The organism is Halomonas sp. WWR20 (assembly GCF_054602495.1).
The window spans coordinates 128,168-150,087 of the sequence record NZ_JBTRHR010000004.1; the positions used below are offsets into that span (position 1 = coordinate 128,168).

Annotated in this window: 20 protein-coding genes; 7 read left to right on the forward strand and 13 right to left on the reverse strand. The window is 62.0% G+C overall.

Annotated features, from left to right (window positions below; all coding sequences use genetic code 11):
* Positions 1–364: 364 nt before the first annotated feature.
* The 5 genes from ACW4DH_RS09105 to ACW4DH_RS09125 form a co-directional block, all read right to left on the reverse strand.
* Positions 365–1,297 (reverse strand): DMT family transporter, encoded by a 933-nt coding sequence (locus ACW4DH_RS09105; protein WP_459636074.1) that lies wholly within the window; start codon positions 1,295–1,297, stop codon positions 365–367.
* A 114-nt stretch (positions 1,298–1,411) separates the two neighbouring features.
* On the reverse strand, positions 1,412–2,104 hold the full coding sequence (locus ACW4DH_RS09110; protein ID WP_459636075.1) for an HAD family hydrolase: 693 nt from the start codon (positions 2,102–2,104) through the stop codon (positions 1,412–1,414).
* A gap of 76 nt (positions 2,105–2,180) precedes the next feature.
* Positions 2,181–2,969, reverse strand: a complete 789-nt coding sequence (locus ACW4DH_RS09115) for a slipin family protein (RefSeq protein WP_459636076.1) — start codon at positions 2,967–2,969, stop codon at positions 2,181–2,183.
* A 45-nt stretch (positions 2,970–3,014) separates the two neighbouring features.
* Positions 3,015–4,445: an NfeD family protein gene (locus ACW4DH_RS09120; protein WP_459636077.1), complete on the reverse strand. Its 1,431-nt coding sequence runs from the start codon at positions 4,443–4,445 to the stop codon at positions 3,015–3,017.
* An 85-nt stretch (positions 4,446–4,530) separates the two neighbouring features.
* Positions 4,531–4,737: a hypothetical protein gene (locus ACW4DH_RS09125; protein WP_459636078.1), complete on the reverse strand. Its 207-nt coding sequence runs from the start codon at positions 4,735–4,737 to the stop codon at positions 4,531–4,533.
* 459 nt (positions 4,738–5,196) lie between these two features.
* On the opposite strand from ACW4DH_RS09125, the gene ACW4DH_RS09130 reads away from it, so the two are divergent.
* Both ACW4DH_RS09130 and argC read left to right on the forward strand, forming a co-directional pair.
* On the forward strand, positions 5,197–5,835 hold the full coding sequence (locus ACW4DH_RS09130; RefSeq protein WP_459636079.1) for a 4'-phosphopantetheinyl transferase family protein: 639 nt from the start codon (positions 5,197–5,199) through the stop codon (positions 5,833–5,835).
* A gap of 151 nt (positions 5,836–5,986) precedes the next feature.
* Positions 5,987–6,928: an N-acetyl-gamma-glutamyl-phosphate reductase gene (gene argC / locus ACW4DH_RS09135; RefSeq protein WP_459636080.1), complete on the forward strand. Its 942-nt coding sequence runs from the start codon at positions 5,987–5,989 to the stop codon at positions 6,926–6,928.
* A gap of 12 nt (positions 6,929–6,940) precedes the next feature.
* Here the strand turns inward: argC and ACW4DH_RS09140 are convergent, their stop codons facing one another.
* The 8 genes from ACW4DH_RS09140 to doeA form a co-directional block, all read right to left on the reverse strand.
* A complete protein-coding gene (locus ACW4DH_RS09140; RefSeq protein ID WP_459636081.1) occupies positions 6,941–7,909 on the reverse strand; it encodes a cyclodeaminase in 969 nt (322 codons plus the stop codon).
* Between the two features lie 42 nt (positions 7,910–7,951).
* Complete coding sequence (gene eutB, locus ACW4DH_RS09145) at positions 7,952–8,950, reverse strand: hydroxyectoine utilization dehydratase EutB (RefSeq protein ID WP_459636082.1); 999 nt, start codon at positions 8,948–8,950, stop codon at positions 7,952–7,954.
* Between the two features lie 113 nt (positions 8,951–9,063).
* Positions 9,064–10,467: an aminotransferase gene (locus ACW4DH_RS09150; RefSeq protein ID WP_459636083.1), complete on the reverse strand. Its 1,404-nt coding sequence runs from the start codon at positions 10,465–10,467 to the stop codon at positions 9,064–9,066.
* A 187-nt stretch (positions 10,468–10,654) separates the two neighbouring features.
* A complete protein-coding gene (locus ACW4DH_RS09155) occupies positions 10,655–12,124 on the reverse strand; it encodes an NAD-dependent succinate-semialdehyde dehydrogenase (protein WP_459636084.1) in 1,470 nt (489 codons plus the stop codon).
* Between the two features lie 222 nt (positions 12,125–12,346).
* Positions 12,347–13,597 (reverse strand): TIGR03862 family flavoprotein, encoded by a 1,251-nt coding sequence (locus ACW4DH_RS09160; RefSeq protein ID WP_459636085.1) that lies wholly within the window; start codon positions 13,595–13,597, stop codon positions 12,347–12,349.
* 122 nt (positions 13,598–13,719) lie between these two features.
* On the reverse strand, positions 13,720–14,190 hold the full coding sequence (locus ACW4DH_RS09165; protein WP_459636086.1) for an Lrp/AsnC family transcriptional regulator: 471 nt from the start codon (positions 14,188–14,190) through the stop codon (positions 13,720–13,722).
* 57 nt (positions 14,191–14,247) lie between these two features.
* The gene (gene doeB, locus ACW4DH_RS09170) at positions 14,248–15,267 is read right to left on the reverse strand and encodes a N(2)-acetyl-L-2,4-diaminobutanoate deacetylase DoeB (RefSeq protein ID WP_459636087.1); all 1,020 of its coding nucleotides are present in this window, start codon (positions 15,265–15,267) and stop codon (positions 14,248–14,250) included.
* A gap of 48 nt (positions 15,268–15,315) precedes the next feature.
* Positions 15,316–16,515, reverse strand: coding sequence for an ectoine hydrolase DoeA (gene doeA / locus ACW4DH_RS09175; protein ID WP_459636088.1), 1,200 nt, complete (start codon positions 16,513–16,515; stop codon positions 15,316–15,318).
* Between the two features lie 131 nt (positions 16,516–16,646).
* On the opposite strand from doeA, the gene ACW4DH_RS09180 reads away from it, so the two are divergent.
* The 5 genes from ACW4DH_RS09180 (at position 16,647) to cysI (ending at position 21,909) form a co-directional block, all read left to right on the forward strand.
* Positions 16,647–16,997 carry a hypothetical protein gene (locus ACW4DH_RS09180; RefSeq protein WP_459636089.1) on the forward strand — a complete coding sequence of 117 codons (351 nt, stop codon included), beginning with the start codon at positions 16,647–16,649 and terminating at the stop codon, positions 16,995–16,997.
* Between the two features lie 156 nt (positions 16,998–17,153).
* Positions 17,154–17,489, forward strand: coding sequence for a flagellar transcriptional regulator FlhD (gene flhD, locus ACW4DH_RS09185; protein WP_459636090.1), 336 nt, complete (start codon positions 17,154–17,156; stop codon positions 17,487–17,489).
* 4 nt (positions 17,490–17,493) lie between these two features.
* Positions 17,494–18,090 carry a flagellar transcriptional regulator FlhC gene (gene flhC / locus ACW4DH_RS09190; RefSeq protein WP_459636091.1) on the forward strand — a complete coding sequence of 199 codons (597 nt, stop codon included), beginning with the start codon at positions 17,494–17,496 and terminating at the stop codon, positions 18,088–18,090.
* 256 nt (positions 18,091–18,346) lie between these two features.
* On the forward strand, positions 18,347–20,176 hold the full coding sequence (locus ACW4DH_RS09195) for an assimilatory sulfite reductase (NADPH) flavoprotein subunit (RefSeq protein WP_459636092.1): 1,830 nt from the start codon (positions 18,347–18,349) through the stop codon (positions 20,174–20,176).
* Entirely contained in the window at positions 20,176–21,909 is a 1,734-nt protein-coding gene (gene cysI, locus ACW4DH_RS09200) for an assimilatory sulfite reductase (NADPH) hemoprotein subunit (RefSeq protein ID WP_459636093.1), read from the forward strand. The genes ACW4DH_RS09195 and cysI overlap by 1 nt, the downstream gene beginning before the upstream one ends.
* The last annotated feature ends 11 nt before the right edge of the window (positions 21,910–21,920 follow it).

The window sequence follows — 21,920 nt, forward strand, 5'->3', positions numbered from 1 at the left end:
TGACCCGACACAACGGGCGCAAAGACCTTATTACGCATACGGCGCATCGAAGGTCCTTCGCCACGTGACGGCGGTGGTACTTATGGCGGCCTCTCAAGGCCATTGGGCTTGTGTGTTACAGGGGGCTGCGCATGGCGCAGGCACGCTTCAGGCAGACCTCAAGCGTAAGCAGTGACCGCAGGTGGCGCGAAGCCACGCGGATCGCCGCGAGGAGGGATTGCGCTAGGGTGGAGTGCAGCGCATTGGGCTGGAGATCATACGGTTCATCACGATGGCTATGTTCCGTGGCACATTCCGGGGAGCGGATCCAGACTTGTCTGGGTGCGCCGCTCATTCATGCATTCTCGACAAGCGCGGGATTCTATCAGCAATCACCCAGCGCTGCACTCTCGCGCCTCTTCCCGCGCACGGCACGCCGCTCGCAATGGCGATCCACGAGGCCTTTGACGATCAGCGTGACGAGAACCAGGCCACCTCCGATCAGGGCCAGCGACGAAGGCTGTTCATTAAGGACCCACCACACCCATAGCGTGCCGAAAACGGTTTCCAACAGCATCAACAGGCTGACGTCAGCGGCCGGCAAATACAGCGGTCCACGCTGGATCAAGGTAAAGCCCAGCGGCAATAAAAGCAGACACAGCAGTACGAGATAAGCCGTCTGCTCGCGAGAGGGCACCAACAGTTCGGCTTCGCTCATGACCGTTGCCAACAGTGATCCCGCTGCCACCAACAGTCCCGCGAGTACCAGCGCCGGGCTCATGTCGACGCCCGGGCGGGTGCGGCACAGAGTGAAATTCGCGGCCATGCATAGCGCAGACATCACCGCAAAGGCGTTGCCCTGCCAAGAACCGGGCCCGGCGTCATCGAAAACGATCAGCGAGGTACCCAACAAGCACAGCCCGATGGCCAGCCAGGTCCTGCGCGGCTGGCGCTCATGCAGAAATACCCGGGACAGCAGCGCAGCGATCAGCGGTGTGCCGGCAAGAATCATCAGTACATTGCCGCCCTTGGTATAGTGGTTGCCGAGCACGAAGCCAACATTGGACAGCCCGAACAGCGCCGCCACGCCGACACCGGTCCAGCCGCAGCGGGCAAAGGCCTGCCAGATTTCCCCGCCCCGGCGCAGAGTCAGGATGATCAGAAAACCCAACGCCGTCATCAAGCCTCGCCACAGTAGCGCCTGGCTGTCGGGCATGCCCACCAGCTTGACCAGCAATGCATCGGGAGAAATGATCAGCGGACCGAGCGCGGTCAACAACAGCCCCCGCTGGCGTATGCTCAGAGACGAAAAATGCAAGACGGACCTCGCGTGGAGAAATGAAGGCTTCGCTCGACTTCCGGGCGCTCTGAACTGAAGCTCATTGAGCCGATCTTTACGCCGTATCGATGAGCGCAGGCACTTGGCAGGGCCTCATCGCCACTGCAGCAGCGGCCAGCCGCGTGCCGTGGCGATTTCACGTAATGGCTCGTCCGCCTGGGTGGCATGGGGATGGTCGACATGCTCAAGCAGCGGCAGGTCGTTGTGCGAGTCGCTGTAGCCCCATAATATCGTGGGCCGGGCATGTTCGGCGTCACGCGCCGCCAGCCACTCTTCAAGCGCCTGCAATTTGCCATCGCGGTAGGTCACGGTGCCCGTAGGGGCGCCGGTGAAAAGGCCCTCGGCATCGAAGGCCGGACGCGTCGCCAGCGCATCGTCGGCGCCGGTGAAACGCGCAATGGGCTCGACCAGATGGCGCATCGAAGCAGAGATGATCAACGTGACATGGCCATCGCGGCGATGTTCGGCGAGTCTTTCAAGCCCCGGCTGCATCAGGCGTGGACAGATCTCGCTGGCCACGAAGCGCTCGACCTCGACGTTGACCTCGTCGCGATGGCGTCCGACCAGCGGCGCCAGGACAAAACGCAGGTGTGCATCCATGTCGAGCTCACCGCTGCGGTAATGTGTGTCCTGGCGCGCTACCTCGGCAAGAAAACGTTCGCCGTCCGCCACCCAGCCGCACTTGACCAGCCAGTGCATCCACAAGCCGGTGCAGTCGCCGTCCAGCAGCGTGTCGTCGAGATCGAAGATGGCCAGATGCTGGCTGGCCGGACGGCTGATAGGCATGAGATTCCCTCTCGTGGCAGGAAAAGCGCACAGTCTACCAGCCGTCTGCATGTGGCGGGAGTCGGCGTGGCCTCGCTCAGGTATCGTGCGACGTCTCGCTGTCGTTTGCGCCGCGCTTTGCGACATTCATATGCTTGAAGGCCTCCATGATGTCCATAGGCAATGGAAACACGATGGTCGAGGCGTTCTTGTTGCTCATGTCGCTTAAGGTCTGCAGGTAGCGCAGCTGCAGTGCCGCCGAGTTCGCCGACATCACGTTGGCAGCCTCGACCAACTTCTGTGACGCCTGCAACTCGCCCTCGGCGTGAATGACCTTGGCACGCCGCTCCCGTTCAGCCTCGGCCTGGCGAGCGATGGCGCGAATCATGGTCTCGTCGAGATCGACGTGCTTGATCTCGACATTGGCGACCTTGATGCCCCACTCCTCGGTCTGCACGTCGAGAATCTCCTGAATGTCGTTGTTGAGCCTGTCGCGTTCGGAGAGCATCTCGTCGAGATCGTGTTTACCGAGCACCGAGCGCAGTGTGGTCTGCGCCAACTGGCTGGTGGCGATGACGAAATGTTCGACCTTGATGATCGCCCTCTCCGGATCGACGACACGAAAGTACAATACTGCATTGACGCGCACGGTGACGTTGTCGCGGGAGATCACGTCCTGCTCGGGAACGTCGAGTGTAATCACGCGCAGGTCCACCACTTCCATCTTCTGTACGATGGGAATCAGGAAAAACAGCCCCGGCCCCTTGACTCCTTGAAAGCGCCCCAGGAAGAACACTACGCCACGCTTGTACTCCGGCAGGATACGGATCGATGCGGCCAGCAATAACAGCACCAGCACCACTGGGACGAGATAGGAAATGATCATGGCTAACCTCCTTGAACATGCGACATCACGCAACTGGGCCCGTCATCACGACGAAGGTGGTGGGGGCTCTGCCGGCATCACCTCGACGGTCAGGCCATCGATGGCGACCACTCGCAGGCGTTGATTCTTCTGTATCGACTCGCGGCTGGTAGCGTTCCAGCGCTCGCCATTCAGGCGTACGTGGCCCCGTGCGGAAAAGCCGCGCGTGGAAACGTCTTTGCTGGTGAAATCGTCGAGCGCCACCGCGATCGCTCCGATCATGTCCTCCTGCCCCGAGTGGGGCCGGCGCTTGCGCAGTTGCATGAAGCGCACCGCCACCCACAGCATCAGGCCCGAAGCGACCAGCGCCACGCCGCCGATCAAAGGCAGCGAAACGGCCATATATTGGTCATCCATGAGAATCACCGAACCGGTAACGAAAGCGACGATACCGCCGATGCCGAGAATGCCGAAGCTGGGCATCAAGGCCTCGCCGACGATCAGCCCCAGCCCCAGCAGCACCAGCGCCAGCCCGGCATAGTTGACCGGCAGCACCTGGAACGCGAACAGCGCTAGCAGCAGGCAGATGGCGCCGATCACTCCGGGGAACAACGCACCGGGGCTGAGCAACTCGAAGATAAGACCGTAGAACCCCACGATCATCAGAAAATACGCGATATTGGGATCGGCGATGATCGACAGCAGTTCGGTACGCCAGTCGGGATCGAAGCGCTCAAGAGTCAGATTGGCGGTGTCCAGCTCACGCTCGCCGTCGCTCATGACCACCTGCCGGCCATCGATCTGCTGCAGCAGATCGTCAATATCCGCCGCGACCACGTCGATTACATTGCGCTCGAGCGCCTCGCGGGCGTTAAGATTCATGGCGTCACGCACCGCGCTCTCGGCCCAGTCGGCATTGCGTTCGTGACGCTCGGCCAGGCTACGAATATAGGCCACGGCGTCCTCGAGCACCTTGCGCTCCATAGCCGTCTCGCCACGTCGTTTGCCATTTTCGGCATCGTTCGGCGCCGGCGTATTGGGTTCCTCACCGTCCCCCGGCAACCCACCGCCACCGCCAATCTGCACCGGTGTCGCCGAACCGAGGCGCGTCGCCGGAGCCATGGCCGCCACATGGCTGGCATAAAGCAGATAGGTACCGGCACTCGCGGCGCGCGCGCCACTTGGCGCGACATATACCGCCACCGGCACTTTCGAGGCCAGCATCGCGCCGATCATGTCGCGCATCGACGCATCCAGCCCGCCGGGCGTATCGAGCCGCAGGATCAGCAGCTCGGCGTCCTGCGCTTCGGCCATACGCAATCCACGTTGAAAATAGTCGCTGGCAGCGGGGCTGATACTGCCGTCAACGGTTAGCACCAGTGCGCTGTGACGTGTCTCCTGGGCACTGGCCAGCCACGCCAGCAACACACCCCCCAGCAGGCAAGCCAGCCATACCAGGCAGCGACGGTTCCCCTTGGCGGGATGAATAGCGCGCATGGCGACCTCGGCATATCGTGCGTCAGTAGTGTGACTCTAGTTCATTTTCAGGCTCGGCCGCCCTCGCCAATCGAAGTCGATGGAATCAATGGCGTGCCCTGGCCCGGTCATAAATTCCCGAGCCGCGCTCCGTCGCACCTTCTCCCGCACCTTCTTGTGGCTGGTCTGCCGCATTGCCCGTATCGCCGGAAGCTTCTTCAGCGTTCTCGGCGTTATTTTCATCGGCGTTATGGCTGTCGTCGCCCGTCATTGCCGATAGCGTCTCGAGCGGCGAAGAGAGAAGATTTTCCAATGCCTCGCGAATCGCTTGGCCGACGATGCTGCCGAAATCGACAGCGGCAACTGCTCGACATGCAGATCGAGATCCAAGGTCCAGCGCGAGAAGCCCATCTCACCCTCCCCGGACAGCGCTCCTCCATTCCAGTCCGCCTGTCCCTGCGTTGTCGTACCCCTTGACGTCGAGCTGTAGCGCGTTGAGCGTAAGCGTTACCGGCACGCCGGGAAGACTCATGCCGGTCCGTTGCCATTCGTTGCCCCTAAAACTGTCCAGCGTTTGCGTTGCCCGGCCCTTGTTTACAGCTTGGCAGCGGACCCGGGATCGGGCCAGCTCGCGAGAGCGCAACATACCGTTTATGTCTCGCTGTCGGCGCGTCATAATAGGCAGATGAGCGTAACGTCCTATTCTTCCCCCGTTTGTCATTCGTTTGAGGATGCTTGGCCCCTGCCCATCGTTCTCGAGGGCACGCGCTGGATGAGCACCCGTTTCGATACAGCGCAGATGACATCGCAAGCCTTTGCGGAGCATCACATCAATCCGCCGCAGGGCTTGCTTACGGCGGTGGCCAAACGACAGGCCGAGTTCCTGGCCGGCCGGCTGTGTGCTCGCGAGGCCATCCAGCGGCTGACCGGAGGACGGCAGGTGCCAGAAATCGGCGCGGATCGCGCGCCACAGTGGCCCGAAGGTGTGGTCGGCTCGATTACCCATAGCGGGGATTTCGCGGCCGCCATTGTCGGCGATGCCACCAGCTACCGTGGGCTGGGGGTCGATGCGGAACAGCTGCTGTCCGGCGAACGTGCGCGAAAGCTAGCGCCACAGATCCTCACCCCCCGCGAGCACGAATACCTGCAGCGCCTGCCCGCCACTCGTCATGGCCATTTCGTCACGCAGGTCTTTTCGCTCAAGGAGAGCCTGTTCAAGGCGCTGTATCCACTGGTAAAGGTGCGCTTCTACTTTCAGGACGCCGAGAGTGATCTGGATCGTCTCGATGCCCCCCAGGTCAGGTTGCGCCTGTTGAAAGCACTCAGCCCACAGTGGCCGGCGGGCACCGTGGTCGATGGCCAGTACGCGATCGACGAGCAGCGACTGTTGACCCTGGTGGCGATTGCCTAGAAAACGCTAGGCCGTCTCGGCCCACCCGACGCGTTACCCCCGATTGCAGTACTGGCAGCGGGTACGCATATGACAAATGATGCAAATCTCCGCACAATATCCCTCAAGCCATCAATGCATACGCGCGCCAGCTTGGCGCAGAGAGATTCCCATGGCATTCAAGATTTACGTGGACGGACAGGAAGGGACCACCGGGCTGCGGCTGCTCGACTATCTCGAGCAGCGTGACGATATCGAGCTGCTGCGTATCGACAGCGACAAGCGCAAGGACACCGCCGAGCGTGCCCGCCTGCTCAATGCCGCCGATGTCGCCTTTTTGTGTCTGCCCGACGATGCCTCACGCGAGGCGGCATCGCTGGTGGACAATCCCGATACCTGCCTCATCGATGCGAGCACCGCCTTTCGCACCGCAGATGACTGGGTCTACGGCCTGCCGGAGCTGGCCCCCAGACAGCGTGAGCACATTCGTCATGGCAAACGCATCGCCAATCCCGGCTGCCACGCCAGCGCCTTCGTGATGCTGGTACGCCCGCTGGTCGATGCCGGACTGCTGCCCGCCGACTATCCGCTATCGGCCTTCTCGCTGACCGGCTACAGTGGCGGCGGCAAGAAGCTGATAGCCGAATATGAGGCCGATACCCAAGGGCGTCTGGCCGCGCCGCGCCCCTACGCCCTGCCGCTGGCGCACAAGCACTTGCCGGAGATGCGTCTGCATGGTGGGCTAACCACGCCACCGGTATTCAACCCGGTGGTCGGCCCCTTCCTTAAGGGCCTGAGCGTCACCGTGCCGCTGCACGTTTCCCATCTCGCCCCGCGCGCCAGCGCTGAGGCGATTCGTGACGCCTACCTGCGGCACTACGACGGGGAACGTTTTGTAAACATCATGCCCCTGGATGACGCCGATAATCTGGATAACGGCTTCTTCGATGTCCAGGGGGCCAACGATACCAACCGTGTCGACATTTTCGTGTTCGGTGGCGAAGCGCACCTGGCACTGGTCGCTCGGCTCGACAACCTCGGCAAGGGCGCAGCCGGCGCAGCAGTCCAGTCGATGAATATCCATCTCGGCCTCGACGAAGCGACCGGGCTGTAGCCGGCTTGCACGCTAGGAGCTGGCCAGCCGCGCGAGGGCGAAGTTGGCGATGGCCGTATCCTGCACCCCGGTCCCGGTGAGATCGCAGACGGTGATGCTGTTGTCCGACACACGCAGTCTCTGACGCTCGGCAATTACCTTGCCCAGCTCATAGACGGCGAATGGCACTTGCACCGGCCCCTTAAGATCGCCCACACCGCGGAATGCCTTGAGCTCGCCACTGGTTTCGCTCTGGGGGCGGGTGTCACAGACGAAGGCGTCGGCGCGGGTGAGCACGGACTCGCCCAGCTCGCGCTTTTCGGGGCTGTCGGAGCCCATGGCGGTGACATGAACGCCCTCGGGAAGATCCGAGGCTTCGAGGATGGGATCGCGCGCCGGTGTGGTGGTGATCACGATGTCGGCCTGCTCGCAGGCGACCTTGGCCCGGTCATGCACGTTCACCGTGAAGCCGCGCTCACGCATCTTCTCGGCATAGGTCTCGCCGGCCTCGCGCCGGCGTGTCCAGACCTCCAGCGTGTCGATATCGCGTACCAACTTAAGCGCCTCGACCTGCAACTCGGCTTGCTCGCCGGCGCCGAGCACCGCCACGCGGCGGCTATTGTCACGCGACAGATGCTTGGCGGCGAGGGCCCCCGCCAGTGCGGTGCGCACCGCAGTCAAGTAGCCTTCATCGAAGAGTACCGCGTCGACCAGCCCGGTCTTGGCGGAGAACACCATCATCAATCCGTTAAGACTCGGCAGGCCCAGCTTGGGATTGTCGAAGAATCCCGGACTGACCTTGATGGCGAAACGCTCGAAACCGCGAATATGCGCCGTCTTGACGTCCACCTCGCCGTTGGATTCCTCGATGACCATCGACAGGATCGGTGGCTGCACCACCTCGCCGCGACCCAGCGCGGCAAAGCCCCCCTCTACCGTGGCCAGCGCGTCATGATCGATTTTCACTGCCGCTTCGATGGCATCGCGTTGATAGAGCTGCATGTCGTCCTCTCGAATTGAAGCGTTAATCCCATACGTGCAAGCCTAGCCATTGGCCAACTGTCTTGCCTGGTCGAAGGTGGCCAGCGACACGCCATTGCCGGACAGAATCAGCGCCACCGTCTGGCCGCGCACGTCGAGCCCCTGCTCCTCGAGCGCCGCCAGACCGACTGCCGCGGCCCCCTCGACTAGCAGTTTTTCGTGCTCGAGAATCTCGACCATGGCCCGGGCGATAGCGACTTCCGAGACCTGGCAATGGGCGTCCATGACCTCTTTCACCAGCGCGAAGGTGCAGCGATTGTCGAGACCGATGCCGCCCCCCAGCGAATCGCCCAGGCTCGCGACCTCTTCGACGGCCACCGGATGCCCGGCCCGCAGGCTCTCCCACATTGCGGCTCCCTGGCAGAGACTGACACCGGTGACACGCACCGATGGTTTCAATCCCTTGAGCGCCGCGCCGATGCCGCCAAGCAGCCCGCCGCCGGAGAGCCCCACGATCACCTGATCGAGCTCGGGGGCATCCTCGATGAGCTCCACGCCGATGGTGCCCTGGCCGCTGGCGATCAGCGGATCGTCGAAGGGCGGAATCGACAGCATGCCCTCCTCGTCGACCAGCCGCGTCACTTCCTGGAAGGCTTGATCCTGGCTCTGACCGACACGACGCGCCTCGGCGCCCAGCGCCTCGATGGCGCGTATCTTGTTGTGCGGCACCAACCGCGACAGGCAGATCACCGCCGGTACGCCCAGACGCGCCGCGGCATAGGCCACCGCACGGCCGTGATTGCCGGTGGAGGCGGTGGTCACCCCGCGTTGCAGGCGCTCGGGGTCAAGCGCCTCCATCAACGCGGCAATCATGTTGGTCGCGCCACGCAACTTGAATGCCCCGCTGGGCTGCTGGGTCTCCAGCTTGAGCAGGATCTCGGCATCGAAGCGGCGGGACAACGACTGCGAGCGGACCAGCGGCGTGCGCGTCACCTGTCCGCCGATGCGTTTGCGCGCCTGGTAAATCGATTCCAGCGTCACGCCGTGACTGTGCTGGGTCATGCCTCCTCCCGTCATCCAAGCCCCACACGATAACGCCGCAAGCGGGTTGCGGCGAAATCCATAACTAGCGCCTGGATATCAATGAACGATGGTCAAGCTCGGCGCGCGCCTGATCAGCCCAAGTCGCCTGAGCGTGTGAGTTCATCGGTCACCCTGTCCACCGCGCGCTTGGCCCGGGCCACGATCTCATCCACCTCGTCTCGGCTGACCACCAACGGCGGCGCGAAACCGAGGATGTCGCCTTGCGGCATGGCGCGGGCGATCAGGTTTTCCTCCAGCGCAGCGGCGCTGACACGCGGTCCCACCTTGAGCCCCGGATCGAAATGCGCACGGCTGGCCCTGGCGGGCGAGAACTCCAGCGCTGCCAGCATGCCCACACCACGCACGTTGCCCACCAGCGGATGTTCGGCGAAGGTCGACTGCATCCGGCTCTGCAGGTAGGCGCCGGTTTCGGCGGCGTTCTGGGTCAGCCCCTCACGCTCGATGATCGCCAGGTTGGCCAGCCCTGCGGCCGCCCCCAGCGGATGACCGGAGTAGGTCCAGCCATGGCCGATAGGACCGTATTCCCCGGTCCCCTGCTCGAGCACTTGCCACACCCTGTCACCCACGATCACTCCGGACAGCGGCTGGTAGGCGCTGGTCAGGCCCTTGGCCACGGTGATCAGGTCCGGCTTGATGTTGTAGTAGTGCGAGCCGAAGTCGGTGCCGATACGCCCGAAGCCGCACACCACCTCGTCGGCAATCAGCAGGACATCATACTTGGCCAGCACGGCCTGAATCGCCTCCCAGTAACCTTCCGGCGGCGGCACGATCCCCCCGGTCCCCAGCACCGGCTCGCCGATAAAGGCGGCCACGGTGTCCGGCCCCTCGGCCAGGATCATCTCCTCGAGCTTGGCCGCACAGTGCTGGGAGAACTCGCGCTCGCTCATGCCCTCCTGCTCGGCACCGCGATGATAGTAGTACGGCGCCTCGGTGTGGCGGATGGTGTCGATGGGCAGATCGAAATGATCGTGAAAGGCCTTGAGGCCCGTCAGCGAGCCGGAAGCGATACCCGAGCCGTGATAGCCACGCTGGCGCGAGATGATCTTCTTCTTCTGGGCACGCCCGAGCACATTGTTGTAATAGCGCACGATCTTGAGCTGCGTCTCGTTGGCATCGGAGCCCGACATCCCATAGTAGACCTTGGACATGCCGGGGCCGGCGAGCTTGAGAATCTTCTCGGAGAGCTCGATCAGCGGCGCGTTGGAGTGCCCGACGTAGGTATGGTAATAGGAGAGCTCCAACGCCTGCTTGTAGATCGCCTCGGCCATCTCGGTGCGTCCGTAACCGATATTGACGCAATACAACCCGGCGAAGCCGTCGATCAGCTCGCGGCCATCTTGGTCGACGACCGTGATGCCCTTGCCGCCGGCAATCACCCGCCCCGGCGCATCGCCATGCGCAAAATCGCGCAGATGCGTGGACGCGTGAAAGGTCACCTTGCGGTCGCGGTCGATCAAGTCCTGATGGGCGCTCATGGCAGCCTCCTGTTTCAAATGATAATTCTTATGAAAAATACGGAGAAGCTCTGCGAGCGAAGGCCAGACAAGGCGGACTTTGATGAGACAGCGGACTGGGCTCGCACACGAGTTTACTGTTGTAAATGAGCATGTCCGAATCAACATCCAACGCCGTATGGCCGAGCGCAGCTAACTTCCCAGGCGATCAGCTTCCCGACACGGAGCCCATCCCCCCCAGACAGTAATACTTGGTATCCAGATACTCCTCGATGCCGGCAGTGCCGCCCTCGCGTCCCAGCCCGGACTGCTTGACGCCCCCGAAGGGAATCGGCGGGCCGGTCATCTTCACCGAGTTGACACTGACCATGCCGTACTCCAGGCCCCGCAGCAGTTTCCAGATTCGCCGAATATCGTGGGTGTAGACATAAGCCGCCAGCCCGTATTCGGTATCGTTGGCCATCGCGATCACTTCATCATCGTCGTGGTAGGCGGTGATCCCCGCCACCGGGGCGAAGTTCTCCTCGCGCCACACTTTCATCTCGGGCGTGACGCCGGTGAGCAGCGTCGGCATGAAGAAGTTGGGACCCGGCGCCATGGCCTGGCTGCCATGTACCAGCGTAGCGCCGCGCGACAGTGCGTCATCGACAATGCTCGCCGCCTTGTCCACCGCCGCGCCATGAATCAGCGGGCCGATATCGATTTCGCCGATCAGGCCGTTGCCCACCTTGAGCATTTTCATGAGATCGGTGAATTCCGCGACGAACTCGTCATGCAGCGACTCGTGCACCAGGATGCGGTTGGCCGCCAGACAGTCCTGGCCGGCGGTCTGAAACTTGGCCGCCACGGCGGCCGCCGCCGCCTCGCGCGGATCCATATCGGGACCGACGATGAACGGCGCATTGCCGCCCAGCTCCAGCGACACCCGCTTGACGGTGCTGGCGCTCTGCTCGAGCAGCAGGCGCCCCACCCGGGTGGAGCCGGTAAACGACAACGCCTTGACGCGCTCTTCCGCGCACAAGATCTTCGAAACCTCGGAGGCTTCGCCCAATACCACGTTGAACACCCCCGCCGGGATCCCGGCACGCTCGGCCAGTTCAGCCAGCGCCAGTGCGGAAAACGGCGTCTCGCCGGCTGGCTTGACGATTACCGTACAGCCGGCGGCCAGCGCGGCGGCGGCCTTGCGGGTGATCATCGCCAACGGAAAGTTCCACGGCGTGATCAGCACGGCGACCCCTACCGGCTCTTTCAAGGTGCCCAGCGCGGCGTTGGGAATATGGCTGGGAATGGTCTGGCCGAAAGTGCGCTTGCCCTCCTCGGCGAACCACTTGATGAAGCTGGCGCCGTACTCCACCTCGCCGCGCGCGTCGGGCAGCGGCTTGCCCTGCTCCAAGGTCATGATCGTCGCCAAGTCTTCGCGGTTGGCGAGCAGCAGATCGAACCAGGTCATCAAGCGCTCGGCGCGTTCATCGGCACGCAGCGCCCGCCACTGCACGAAGGCGCTATCCGCAGCATCCACCGCAGCATTGATCTGATGCGCTTCCAGCCAGGGAATGTGGCCCAGCGTTTCACCGGTCGCCGGATCGGTGACCGCCTCTTCGCGGCCGCCGTCGCCGTGGGTCCACTTGCCGTCGACATAGGCATATTGACGAAACAGACGCGGATCGTTGAGTTTCATGCTGCACCTCCTGACCACACCGGTACGCGAACAAGTCGTTGAATCGTGAGTCATGATGAGACGCACCGGATTTACGAATGGCGGATGAGCGGGCTCATCCCAATACCTACAGGCTACGGGAGAAAGACGTACGAGACTTTTTGTCCCTGACGGCGCGGGGGAGACTTTCTTTCGCAGTTAAGCGGAGAAGATGAGATTTTTTCTGCAGAGACGGAAGTGTCTTTAGTGCGGCGTAACCGAGCCAAGCCATTCGAGCACACCGCGCGCCGCCACCGTCCCGCTGGCGAAGCAGGCGGTAAGCAAATAGCCGCCGGTGGGCGCCTCCCAGTCGAGCATCTCTCCGGCACAGAATACGCCGGGCAGGTCGCGCAGCATCAGTCGCGTCTCTAACGAATCGAAGGCGACGCCGCCGGCGCTGCTGATCGCCTCCGCCAGCGGTCGCGCCGCGATCAGTGTCAGCGGCAACGCCTTGAGGGTTCGCGCCAGCATCGCCGGATCGTCAAGGTATTCCCGCGGCGCCAGTTCATGTAAAAGAGCTGCCTTGGCGCCCTCGATGCCAGCCCGCGCCCGCAGATGCTTGGACAGCGACTTGCGTCCTCGCGGCTTGTTCAAGCGGCGGGTCAACTCATCGAGAGGTCGGTCGGGTGCAAGATCGAGGAATACGGTACATTGCTCCTGGCGTGCAATGCGCTCGCGAATCGCCGCGGAAAAGGCATAAATCAGGCTGCCCTCGACGCCCTGGACGGTAAGAACCATTTCGCCGCTACGCCCCGGCTCGTGGCTCGCCAGCGACAGGCCCACCGGCTTGAGCGGCGCGCCGGCGAAGCGTTCACGCAGCAGCGCGCTCCAGCCGGCCACCTCGAAGCCACAATTGGCCGGGCGCAGCGTGCTGACCGCCACGCCCTTGGCCTGCAGCCAGGGCACCCAAGCGCCATTGGCACCGAGCCGTGGCCAGCTGCCGCCGCCCAAGGCCAATACCACGGCATCGGCGTGCACGCTCAGCTCTTTTTCTCTCTGGACGATGCGCAGACTGCCGTCGGCATGCCACCCCTGCCAGCGATGGCGGGTATGCAGCGTCACGCCACGCTCGCGCAACCGCCTGAGCCAGGCCCTCAGCAGTGGCGCCGCCTTCATCTCGGTGGGAAACACCCGCCCCGAGGAGCCGACGAAGGTCTCGATGCCCAGCCCATGAACCCATTCACGCAGCGCCGCGGCATCGAAATCCTCGAGCCAGCGCGCCACCTCATCGGCACGCTCGCCATAACGGGCCACGAACGCAGGCTTGGGCTCGCTGTGGGTGATATTCATGCCCCCCACGCCGGCCATCAGGAACTTGCGCCCGGCGGTGGGCATCGCCTCGAAAATCTCTACGCTTGCGCCATGCTCACTGAGGATGTCGGCGGCCATCAGCCCGGCGGGACCGGCACCGACGATGGCAACACACGGGGCGATTCGAGCGGGAGCATCAGACATGACGAGACAGGAGCATCAGAGAAAGGAGGCGCCATTCTACCCCCACCACAACGACAAATCTTCCCGGCAACCCACTGGGTGCCGATAAATTCACGTCGCGTTTGATTCCTGGGCATGCGGGTTTATTCAGCTGCAAGCCTCAAGGCTGGCGCCTGCTGCTTGACGGTCTTGGTGACGATATAGGTAAAGTAGCGCTCGATCCCCAGATCGGAGACCAGCCAGGCATCGATAAGCCGCTGATAGGCGTCGATGCTGTCGGCCTCGACCTTGACCAGATAATCGACACCGCCCCCTACTGCAACGCACTCGGTTACCTCGGGTGTCTCGCGCATGGCGTTTTCGAAGCGCGAGAAACTTTCGGCATTGTGCGCCTTGAGTTCGATCTGCATCCATACCGGAGTGCACTTGACCAGCAGGCGCGCATTGATACGCGCCTCGTAACCTTCAATGATACCGGCTTTTTCCAGCCGCTTGACCCGCTCCCAGCAGGGACTGATGGAGAGATTGATAGCCTCGGCCAGCCGTGACTTGGTAATACGCCCATCCACGGCGAGAATCTCGAGTATCTTTAGATCGTAGCGGTCGAGTTTCATGGCACTGCGTTCTCCGATGCGGCGGCAAAAATCCGACCCGGCATTTCCGGGCCATGTTCAGCCGCGCTCCAGCGTCTCGACCACCTCGGCGATCACCGCCAACGTATCGCCCATATGAATCTGCGACGGAAAGCGCCGGGCAACGAGAATACCATCACGTCCGGCCCGGTACTCCACCGGAGGCGTACCGGTGCGGGTCATGTCATGAATACGCGCGATGACATCGCCCTTGTTCACCGTATCGCCTAGCGCAAAGGCCAACTCCAGTATGCCGTTGTGCTCGCTCTGCACATAACAGGAGGCATCGGGCATATCCACATAGACTTGCGGCTCGGCAGGCATTTCCACCTCACCCGCCACCAGGCCGTAATGAATGAGGAAATTACGGATCCCCCGCTCGGAGATGGCCATGCGCTCCGGCGTGGTCGAGCCGCCCCCGCCGAGTTCGGTAGTGACAAAGGTCTTGCCTTGGCTTTCCACCGCCGTGTCATAGAGCCTGGCGGCGTCGAGCTCGAACATCATCATTGCGTAGGGCGCTCCGAAGGCGCAGGCGCCCGCCAGACTGGCCGTTTCCTGGGCGCGATCCTCCAGCCGATGGGCCGCGGCGAAGGGCACGATATCCAGCGTGCGCCCTCCCGAATGCAAATCGAGCGCCACGTCGCACATCGGCACCAGCGTGCGGGTGAAATAGTCGGCAATCTGCTGGGTCACGCTACCGTCGGGGTCGCCGGGAAAGCTGCGATTGAGATTGCCGCCGTCCATCGGCGAGGTCCGCCGCCCTACCTCGGCGGCGGGCAGGTTCATCATCGGCACGATGATCACCCGACCCTGTACCTCGTCGGCGGCAAGGTCGCTCGAGAGTTTCAATAGCGCAGTGATGCCTTCGTACTCATCGCCATGATTGCCCGCGGTCAGCAGCGCCGTGGGGCCCTCGCCGTTCTTGATGACGGTGACGGGAATCATCACCGCGCCCCAGGCGGACTCGTCATGTGACACCGGCAACTTGAGAAAGCCGTGCTGCACGCCTTCGGCGTCAAAGTCGACGGTGGCGGAGATCGGGCTGGGCCGTTTGCTCATAGGGAAAGCTCCTGTGACAGCCAGTGTGTCTATCGATCAACAGCTACGTCATTTAACGAATAGCTGGCGCGGAAAATTGCACAGCGGCTCGGCGCCGGTTTCGGTGATCAGGATCGGCTCGGTGATTTCCAGCCCCCAGTCATCGACCCACAGGCCGGGCATGAAATGGAAGGTCATCCCGGGCTCGAGGAGCGTATCGTCGGAGGGGCGCAAGCTCATGGTGCGCTCGCCCCAGTCGGGCGGGTAACTGATCCCGATGGGATAGCCACACCGTGCGCCGCCCCGGTCAAAACCGTACTTGTCCATCGCCGCACCCAGCGCCATGGCGATGTCGCTGCAGCGATTGCCCGGCTTGGCGACGGCCAAGCCATTCTCGATGCCCTCGAGCAGTGCCGACTCGCCACGAATGAAATCCCGCGGCGGCTTGCCCAGATAGACGGTACGCGACATGGGCGCATGGTAGCGCTTGTAGCAGCCGGCAATCTCGAAGAAGGTGCCTTCACCTTCGCGAAACGGCGTGTCGTCCCATGTCAGGTGCGGTGCCGCGGCATCGCTGCCGGTGGGCAGCAGCGGCACGATGGCTGGGTAGTCGCCACCATGAACGAGACCCTGCCCGTCGGTCCAGCCCTCGATGCCCACGCGATAGATCTCGGAGACCAGCTTACTCTTGGCCAGCCCCGGCTCGATCACCTCCAGAATACGCGAATGCATGCCTTCGACGATTCGCGCCGCCACGCGCATGTAAGCAACTTCCTGCGGCGACTTGATGGCCCGGCACCAGTTGACCAAGGCATTGCTATCGATGATGTGCGCGTGGGGCAGTTCCTTCACCAAGCTCTGATACGCCCGGGCGGAAAAGTAATAGTTGTCCATCTCCACCCCGATGACACCTTCGTGCCAGCAACGATCCGGCAGGATCGACTGCGCCAGGTAGTCCATCGGATGCATATCGGGGTTCTGGACGTAATAGTCCGGATAGTAGGTGATGTTGTCCGGCGCCATCCAGCAGGTGCGCAGCGCACCATTGGCATCCATGCGTCGACCGTACCATACCGGTTCGCCCTCCAATCCCAGAAGAACGCACTGATGCACATAGAAGGACCAGCCATCGTAACCGGTCAGCCACGCCATGTTGGAAGGATCGCTGACGATCAACACGTCGATGCCCCGGCTTGCCATAGCCGTGCGCACTTTCCATAGGCGCTGTGCATATTCGTCACGAGTGAAAGGCAGGGAAACCGGATTCATTGAGCCACTCGCCAGAAGGAAATTGCCAAAAAACGACCTGCCCCGCTCACTCGGGACGGTCGCCTCGTCAGTCATGCCACAACCGCCTGTCGTGTGGATTCAACAACGCTACAGGACAAGGGGCGTTACGGATGATTACCGATACTAGCACCACCGCCGAGCCCGCCGTCAAAGGCTTTATTCACTTATGCAGCGCAAGGCCACCCGCCGAGGCACTGGGCCATTTCGCAGCCTGTCTTATCGACTGCGGCCACTCCCGGGCGCCGAAATCGGTCGCGCCGAAAAACAGTCGTCGCCAAGAGGCGGGGGATTGCCCCGGCGGCCCGCTCCATCCGAATGTAACAGCAGCATCAAAAAAACGCAGTTATCGACCACCGTTTTATTTCACATTTTTGTATCTATGTATCCATTTACAGTTTTTTAAAAAAATAATCTTTAATAACAGCACGTTAAACATATACATCATGCCCCGCTTCGTTTGAATAACGTAACTTTAATGTGTCTATTGTGTAAAAAAATACTAGATTTTTCACAAAAATGCCTCAGAATGCATCCCATAACGACCTCACAGCCGTTGTGATGTCTGGCCAAGGCAGCATCGGGCCTTGACCCTTATAACGATACTCTCGGGAATGACAATGCAAATCGACAGCCTTCTGGATGACATCCGCGACATCAACCTTTCCTACCTGCTGCTGGTGCAACGGCTGCTGAGTGAGGACCGGGCCACCGCCATGTTCCGCCTGAAAATCGGCGAATCGATGGCCGACCTGCTGTCCTCGCTCTCCGTCAAGCAGCTGAGCCAGCTGTCACGCACCAACCAGCTGTTGTGCCGGTTGTGTTTCGACGATGCCGCCCAGCTGCAGCAACTGGTCAATAATCCCCGTGAACAGGGCCTCGGGCAGACCCATGCCGCTCTGCTCATGGCGGCCGACCGTGTCGTACCGATGACAGCGGCGAAGAAAGGAGCCTGATGTCATGACCGAGAAGAGCCTTGTCAGTGAAATGATGCAGGTCCAACTGGCCATCGAGCTGATCGAGCTCGGCGCCCGCCTGCAAGTGCTGGAAACCGAGACCGACCTGAGCCGTGGCCGTCTCATCAAGCTCTACAAGGAAGTGCGCGGCATGTCGCCGCCCAAGGGCATGCTGCCATTCTCCACCGACTGGTACATGACCTGGCTGCCGAACATTCACTCCTCGCTGTTCTACAACATCTACCGCAGCCTCAACGAAGAGCTCGGCTGCGAGCGCATGGAAGCCTTCGTCAAGGCGTTCCGGCTCTATCTGGAGCAGGTGTCGCTGGACGACGCCGAGCCGGTTCTCGGGCTGACCCGCGCCTGGACCCTGGTGCGCTTCTTCGAAAGCGACCTGTTGCAGCTGTCCGCCTGCAAAAGCTGCAAGGGCCATCTCGTCGCCCATGCCCACAGCCCGACGTCGAGCTTCGTCTGCGGCATCTGTCAGCCTCCCTCACGCGCCGGCAAGACACGCAAGGCGCGCCTGGCCAAGGAGGAGGCGCAAGCGCAGGAAGACCACGCTGCCCAAGAAGTCCCGCAACGCCTGGTGCGTTCTGCCTGAACCCGATTCAAATACGCATTCCCGGCCCCCTTCAGCCCCCGCTGAAGGGGGCTTTTTCCATATGTCGCAACCGTCAGCCGCCCCGACGAGCTAAGCTAGCGGTGGCGGCTACGATCGCTCTATTGCACACCCATGCGCTGGCCGCGACGCCAGTTAAATTCCAATTACGAATAAGAAAATCGCTATATATAATTTTTAATGCTTTGCGAAAAGCCTTAGCATGCCACCCTATTCCAGAACGAGATAAGGCTATCTGATGTCACAAGGTCTCCTGTCCGACACCAACAGTCCGCTGAATGCCGAACAGGCCAGACGGCTGAATGAGGCGCTCGGCGGGCTGAGCGCCGAACAGATGACATGGCTGAGCGGTTATATCGCCGGATTAAACGCTCAAGGTAATACTGCTTTCTCGTCCTCGTCATTGCCAGCCCAGCCGGCCGATGCTTCGGCAACACTGCCGGAAATCACCGTGCTCTACGGTAGCCAGACGGGCAACGCCGAAGGCGTCGCCGAACTGGCCGCCGACCGTGCCCGCGCACGCGGCTTCAATATACGTCTGGCCGATATGGCCGACTTCGACAAGAAGCATTTCAAGGACGTCACCAACTTCCTGATCGTGGTGAGTACCCAGGGAGAAGGCGACCCGCCCGATACCGCCGAAGGCTTCTATGAGCTGATGTACGGCCGCAAGGCGCCGAAGCTTGAAGGCGTACGCTTTTCCGTTCTTGCGCTTGGCGACTCCAGCTACGAGCATTTCTGTCAAATCGGCAAGAACCTCGACGCCCGCTTCGCCGAGCTGGGTGGCGAGCGTATCTTCGATCGCCAGGATTGCGACGTCGATTACGAAGAACCCGCCGAAGCGTGGATAGAAGCCGCGCTCGACCGCTACGCCGAACTCTCCGGCGCCGGCAGCAACGCAGCGGCCAACGCGGGAATGGCAATGCCAAGCGGAGGAAGCGCGGCAGAAGCCTCGCCGTACTCGAAAAAGAACCCCTTCCAGGCCGAGGTGCTCGACTCTCTGATACTCAATGGCCGAGGTTCCGCCAAGGAAACCCGTCACCTCGAACTCTCGCTGGAAGGCTCGGGGCTCAGCTACGAGCCGGGTGATGCCTTGGGCATCGTGCCGCAGAACGATCCTGAATATGTCGACAGCCTGCTCGAGACGCTACGCATGGAGGGAGAGCACGACCTCGGCGAAGGCAAGCGATTGCGAGATGCATTGCTTTCCGAGTTCGAAGTCACCACGCTGACGCGCCCGTTTCTGGCCCACTGGGCGGAAGTCTCGGATGCCGCCGAACTGCGCCGGCTGCTGGGCGAAGACGCACGCGACGAACTGCGCGAGTGGATCTACGGCCGGCATATCATCGACGTACTCGAGCATTTCCCCGTCGAAGGCATCGATGCACAGGAATTCATCCGTGCGCTGCGCAAGCTGCCGCCACGGCTCTACTCGATCGCCTCGAGCCTCAACGCCAACCCCGACGAAGTCCATCTGACGGTGGGAGCGGTGCGCTACCACGCCCATGGACGGCTGCGCAATGGCGTGACCAGCACCTATCTGGCCGATCGTGTCCAGCCCGGCGATCATGTTCCGGTGTACATCGACCGCAACAAGAACTTCAAGCTGCCCTACGATAACAACGCGCCGATCATCATGGTGGGTCCAGGCACGGGCGTGGCGCCCTTCCGCGCATTCATGCAGGAGCGCGAGGAGATCGGAGCAGAGGGCAAGAACTGGCTGTTCTTCGGCGACCGGCATTTCAGAAGCGACTTCCTGTACCAGACGGAATGGCTGAGCTGGCGGGAAAAGGGCTTGCTCAACCGCCTCGACGTGGCCTTCTCTCGCGATCAGCAGGAAAAGGTCTATGTTCAGGATCGCATGCGCGAAAACGCTCGCGACATCTATGCTTGGCTGGAAGAAGGCGCGCATTTCTATGTGTGTGGCGACGGCGAGCGCATGGCGGCCGATGTCCACCAGGCACTGATCGATGTCGTACGCGAACAGGGTGGCCGTAGCGAAGACGCCGCGGCGGACTATATCCGCGACTTGCAGAAAGCCAAGCGCTACCAGCGGGACGTGTACTAATGACGAATATTATTGCAAAGCTTCAGGAGGACAGCTCATTTCTCGACGAGCTTCATCCCAACGAACGCCTGAAGGTCGATGCCGACCACCTGCGCGGCAAGCTGATGGAGAGCATGGCCGACCGCGCCACCGGCTCGGTGGAAGCTGACGATACCCAGCTGACCAAGTTCCACGGCTTTTACATGCAGGACGACCGTGACGTGCGCAGCGAGCGCCGCCACCAGAAACTCGAGCCGCTCTACTCCTTCATGGTCCGCCTGCGCATGCCGGGCGGCGTGATGACCAGCGATCAGTGGCTCAAGCTCGATGACGTGGCGCGCAAGTACGCCAATGGCACGCTGCGCATCACCACGCGCCAGACGTTCCAGTATCACGGCGTGTTCAAGGATAACCTGCGGGCGCATCTCAAGGCCGTCAACGAGGCGATGCTCGATACCATCGCCGCCTGCGGCGACGTCAACCGTAACGTCATCTGCACCGCCAATCCGCATATCTCATCGGTTCATCGCCAGGTTTACGAGCTGGCCGGCAACATCAGTGCCCACCTGCTACCACGTACCCGCGCCTATCACGAGATATTCCTCGGCGAAGAGCGTGTCGCCGGCGGCCCCGACGAGCAGCAGGAACCGCTGTATACCCAGCACTACCTGCCACGCAAGTTCAAGGTCGCGCTGGCGATCCCGCCGGAGAACGACATCGACGTCTTCGCCCACGACCTGGGTTTCATCGCCCATGTGGAGAATGGCGAACTCCAGGGCTTCAATGTCTGCATCGGCGGCGGCATGGGCATGACCCATGGCGAGCCCGGCACCTATCCGCGCATCAGCGACGTGATCGGTTATTGCACGGTGGAGCAGGTGATCGACGTGGCCGAGAAGGTCATGCTGGTCCAGCGCGATTACGGCGACCGCCATAGCCGCAAGCATGCGCGCCTGAAGTATACCGTCGATACCTATGGCGCCGAGTGGTTCCGCGAGGAAGTGGAGCGTCGTCTGGGCTATGTGCTCGAAGCGCCGCGCGAGTTCCATTTCGACAGCAACGGTGATCGCTACGGCTGGTATCAGGGCGAGCACGGCGAGTGGCACTACGGCATGTATATCGAAAACGGCCGGATCGCCGATTTCGACGCCACCGGCCGCGAGCTGATGACCGGAATGCGCGAGATCGCCAAGATCCACGACGGCGATATCGTACTGACCACCAATCAGAACCTGATCATCGCCAACGTCGCAGCCGACAAGCGCGCCGCGATCGATGCGCTGATCGAGCAGTATCACATCGAGCGTGACGCGACGTCGCTGCGCCGCCATGCGATGGCCTGCGTCGCCTTTCCCACCTGCGGTCTGGCGATGGCGGAGAGCGAGCGCTACATGCCATCGCTGCTCGACAAGCTCGATACGGTCATGAGCGACGCCGGCCTGAGCGACGACGCCATCGTGGTCCGCATGACCGGTTGCCCCAACGGCTGCGCACGTCCCTATGTAGCCGAGATCGGTTTCGTCGGCAAGGCGATCGGACGCTACAATCTCTACCTCGGCGGCAACTTCACCGGGGAACGCCTGAACAAGCTCTATCGCGAGAATATCGACGAAGCGGCGATTCTCGACGAGCTAACGCCGTTGATTCACCGCTACGCCAATGAGCGTGACAGTGGAGAACGTTTCGGTGATTTCGTGATCCGCACCGGCGTGATCAAGGAGACCACCGCAGGTCGCAATTTCCACGAGAAATAAGCGAGTTTCAT

Coding starts and splice junctions, on each gene's coding strand:
- ACW4DH_RS09110 (WP_459636075.1), bottom strand. CDS start 2,104: ATGCCTATCAGCCGTCCGGCCAGCCAGCATCTGGCCATCTTCGATCTC.
- ACW4DH_RS09115 (WP_459636076.1), bottom strand. CDS start 2,969: ATGATCATTTCCTATCTCGTCCCAGTGGTGCTGGTGCTGTTATTGCTG.
- ACW4DH_RS09120 (WP_459636077.1), bottom strand. CDS start 4,445: ATGCGCGCTATTCATCCCGCCAAGGGGAACCGTCGCTGCCTGGTATGG.
- ACW4DH_RS09130 (WP_459636079.1), top strand. CDS start 5,197: ATGAGCACCCGTTTCGATACAGCGCAGATGACATCGCAAGCCTTTGCG.
- argC (WP_459636080.1), top strand. CDS start 5,987: ATGGCATTCAAGATTTACGTGGACGGACAGGAAGGGACCACCGGGCTG.
- ACW4DH_RS09140 (WP_459636081.1), bottom strand. CDS start 7,909: ATGCAGCTCTATCAACGCGATGCCATCGAAGCGGCAGTGAAAATCGAT.
- eutB (WP_459636082.1), bottom strand. CDS start 8,950: ATGACCCAGCACAGTCACGGCGTGACGCTGGAATCGATTTACCAGGCG.
- ACW4DH_RS09150 (WP_459636083.1), bottom strand. CDS start 10,467: ATGAGCGCCCATCAGGACTTGATCGACCGCGACCGCAAGGTGACCTTT.
- ACW4DH_RS09155 (WP_459636084.1), bottom strand. CDS start 12,124: ATGAAACTCAACGATCCGCGTCTGTTTCGTCAATATGCCTATGTCGAC.
- ACW4DH_RS09160 (WP_459636085.1), bottom strand. CDS start 13,597: ATGTCTGATGCTCCCGCTCGAATCGCCCCGTGTGTTGCCATCGTCGGT.
- ACW4DH_RS09165 (WP_459636086.1), bottom strand. CDS start 14,190: ATGAAACTCGACCGCTACGATCTAAAGATACTCGAGATTCTCGCCGTG.
- doeB (WP_459636087.1), bottom strand. CDS start 15,267: ATGAGCAAACGGCCCAGCCCGATCTCCGCCACCGTCGACTTTGACGCC.
- doeA (WP_459636088.1), bottom strand. CDS start 16,515: ATGAATCCGGTTTCCCTGCCTTTCACTCGTGACGAATATGCACAGCGC.
- ACW4DH_RS09180 (WP_459636089.1), top strand. CDS start 16,647: ATGATTACCGATACTAGCACCACCGCCGAGCCCGCCGTCAAAGGCTTT.
- flhD (WP_459636090.1), top strand. CDS start 17,154: ATGCAAATCGACAGCCTTCTGGATGACATCCGCGACATCAACCTTTCC.
- flhC (WP_459636091.1), top strand. CDS start 17,494: ATGACCGAGAAGAGCCTTGTCAGTGAAATGATGCAGGTCCAACTGGCC.
- ACW4DH_RS09195 (WP_459636092.1), top strand. CDS start 18,347: ATGTCACAAGGTCTCCTGTCCGACACCAACAGTCCGCTGAATGCCGAA.
- cysI (WP_459636093.1), top strand. CDS start 20,176: ATGACGAATATTATTGCAAAGCTTCAGGAGGACAGCTCATTTCTCGAC.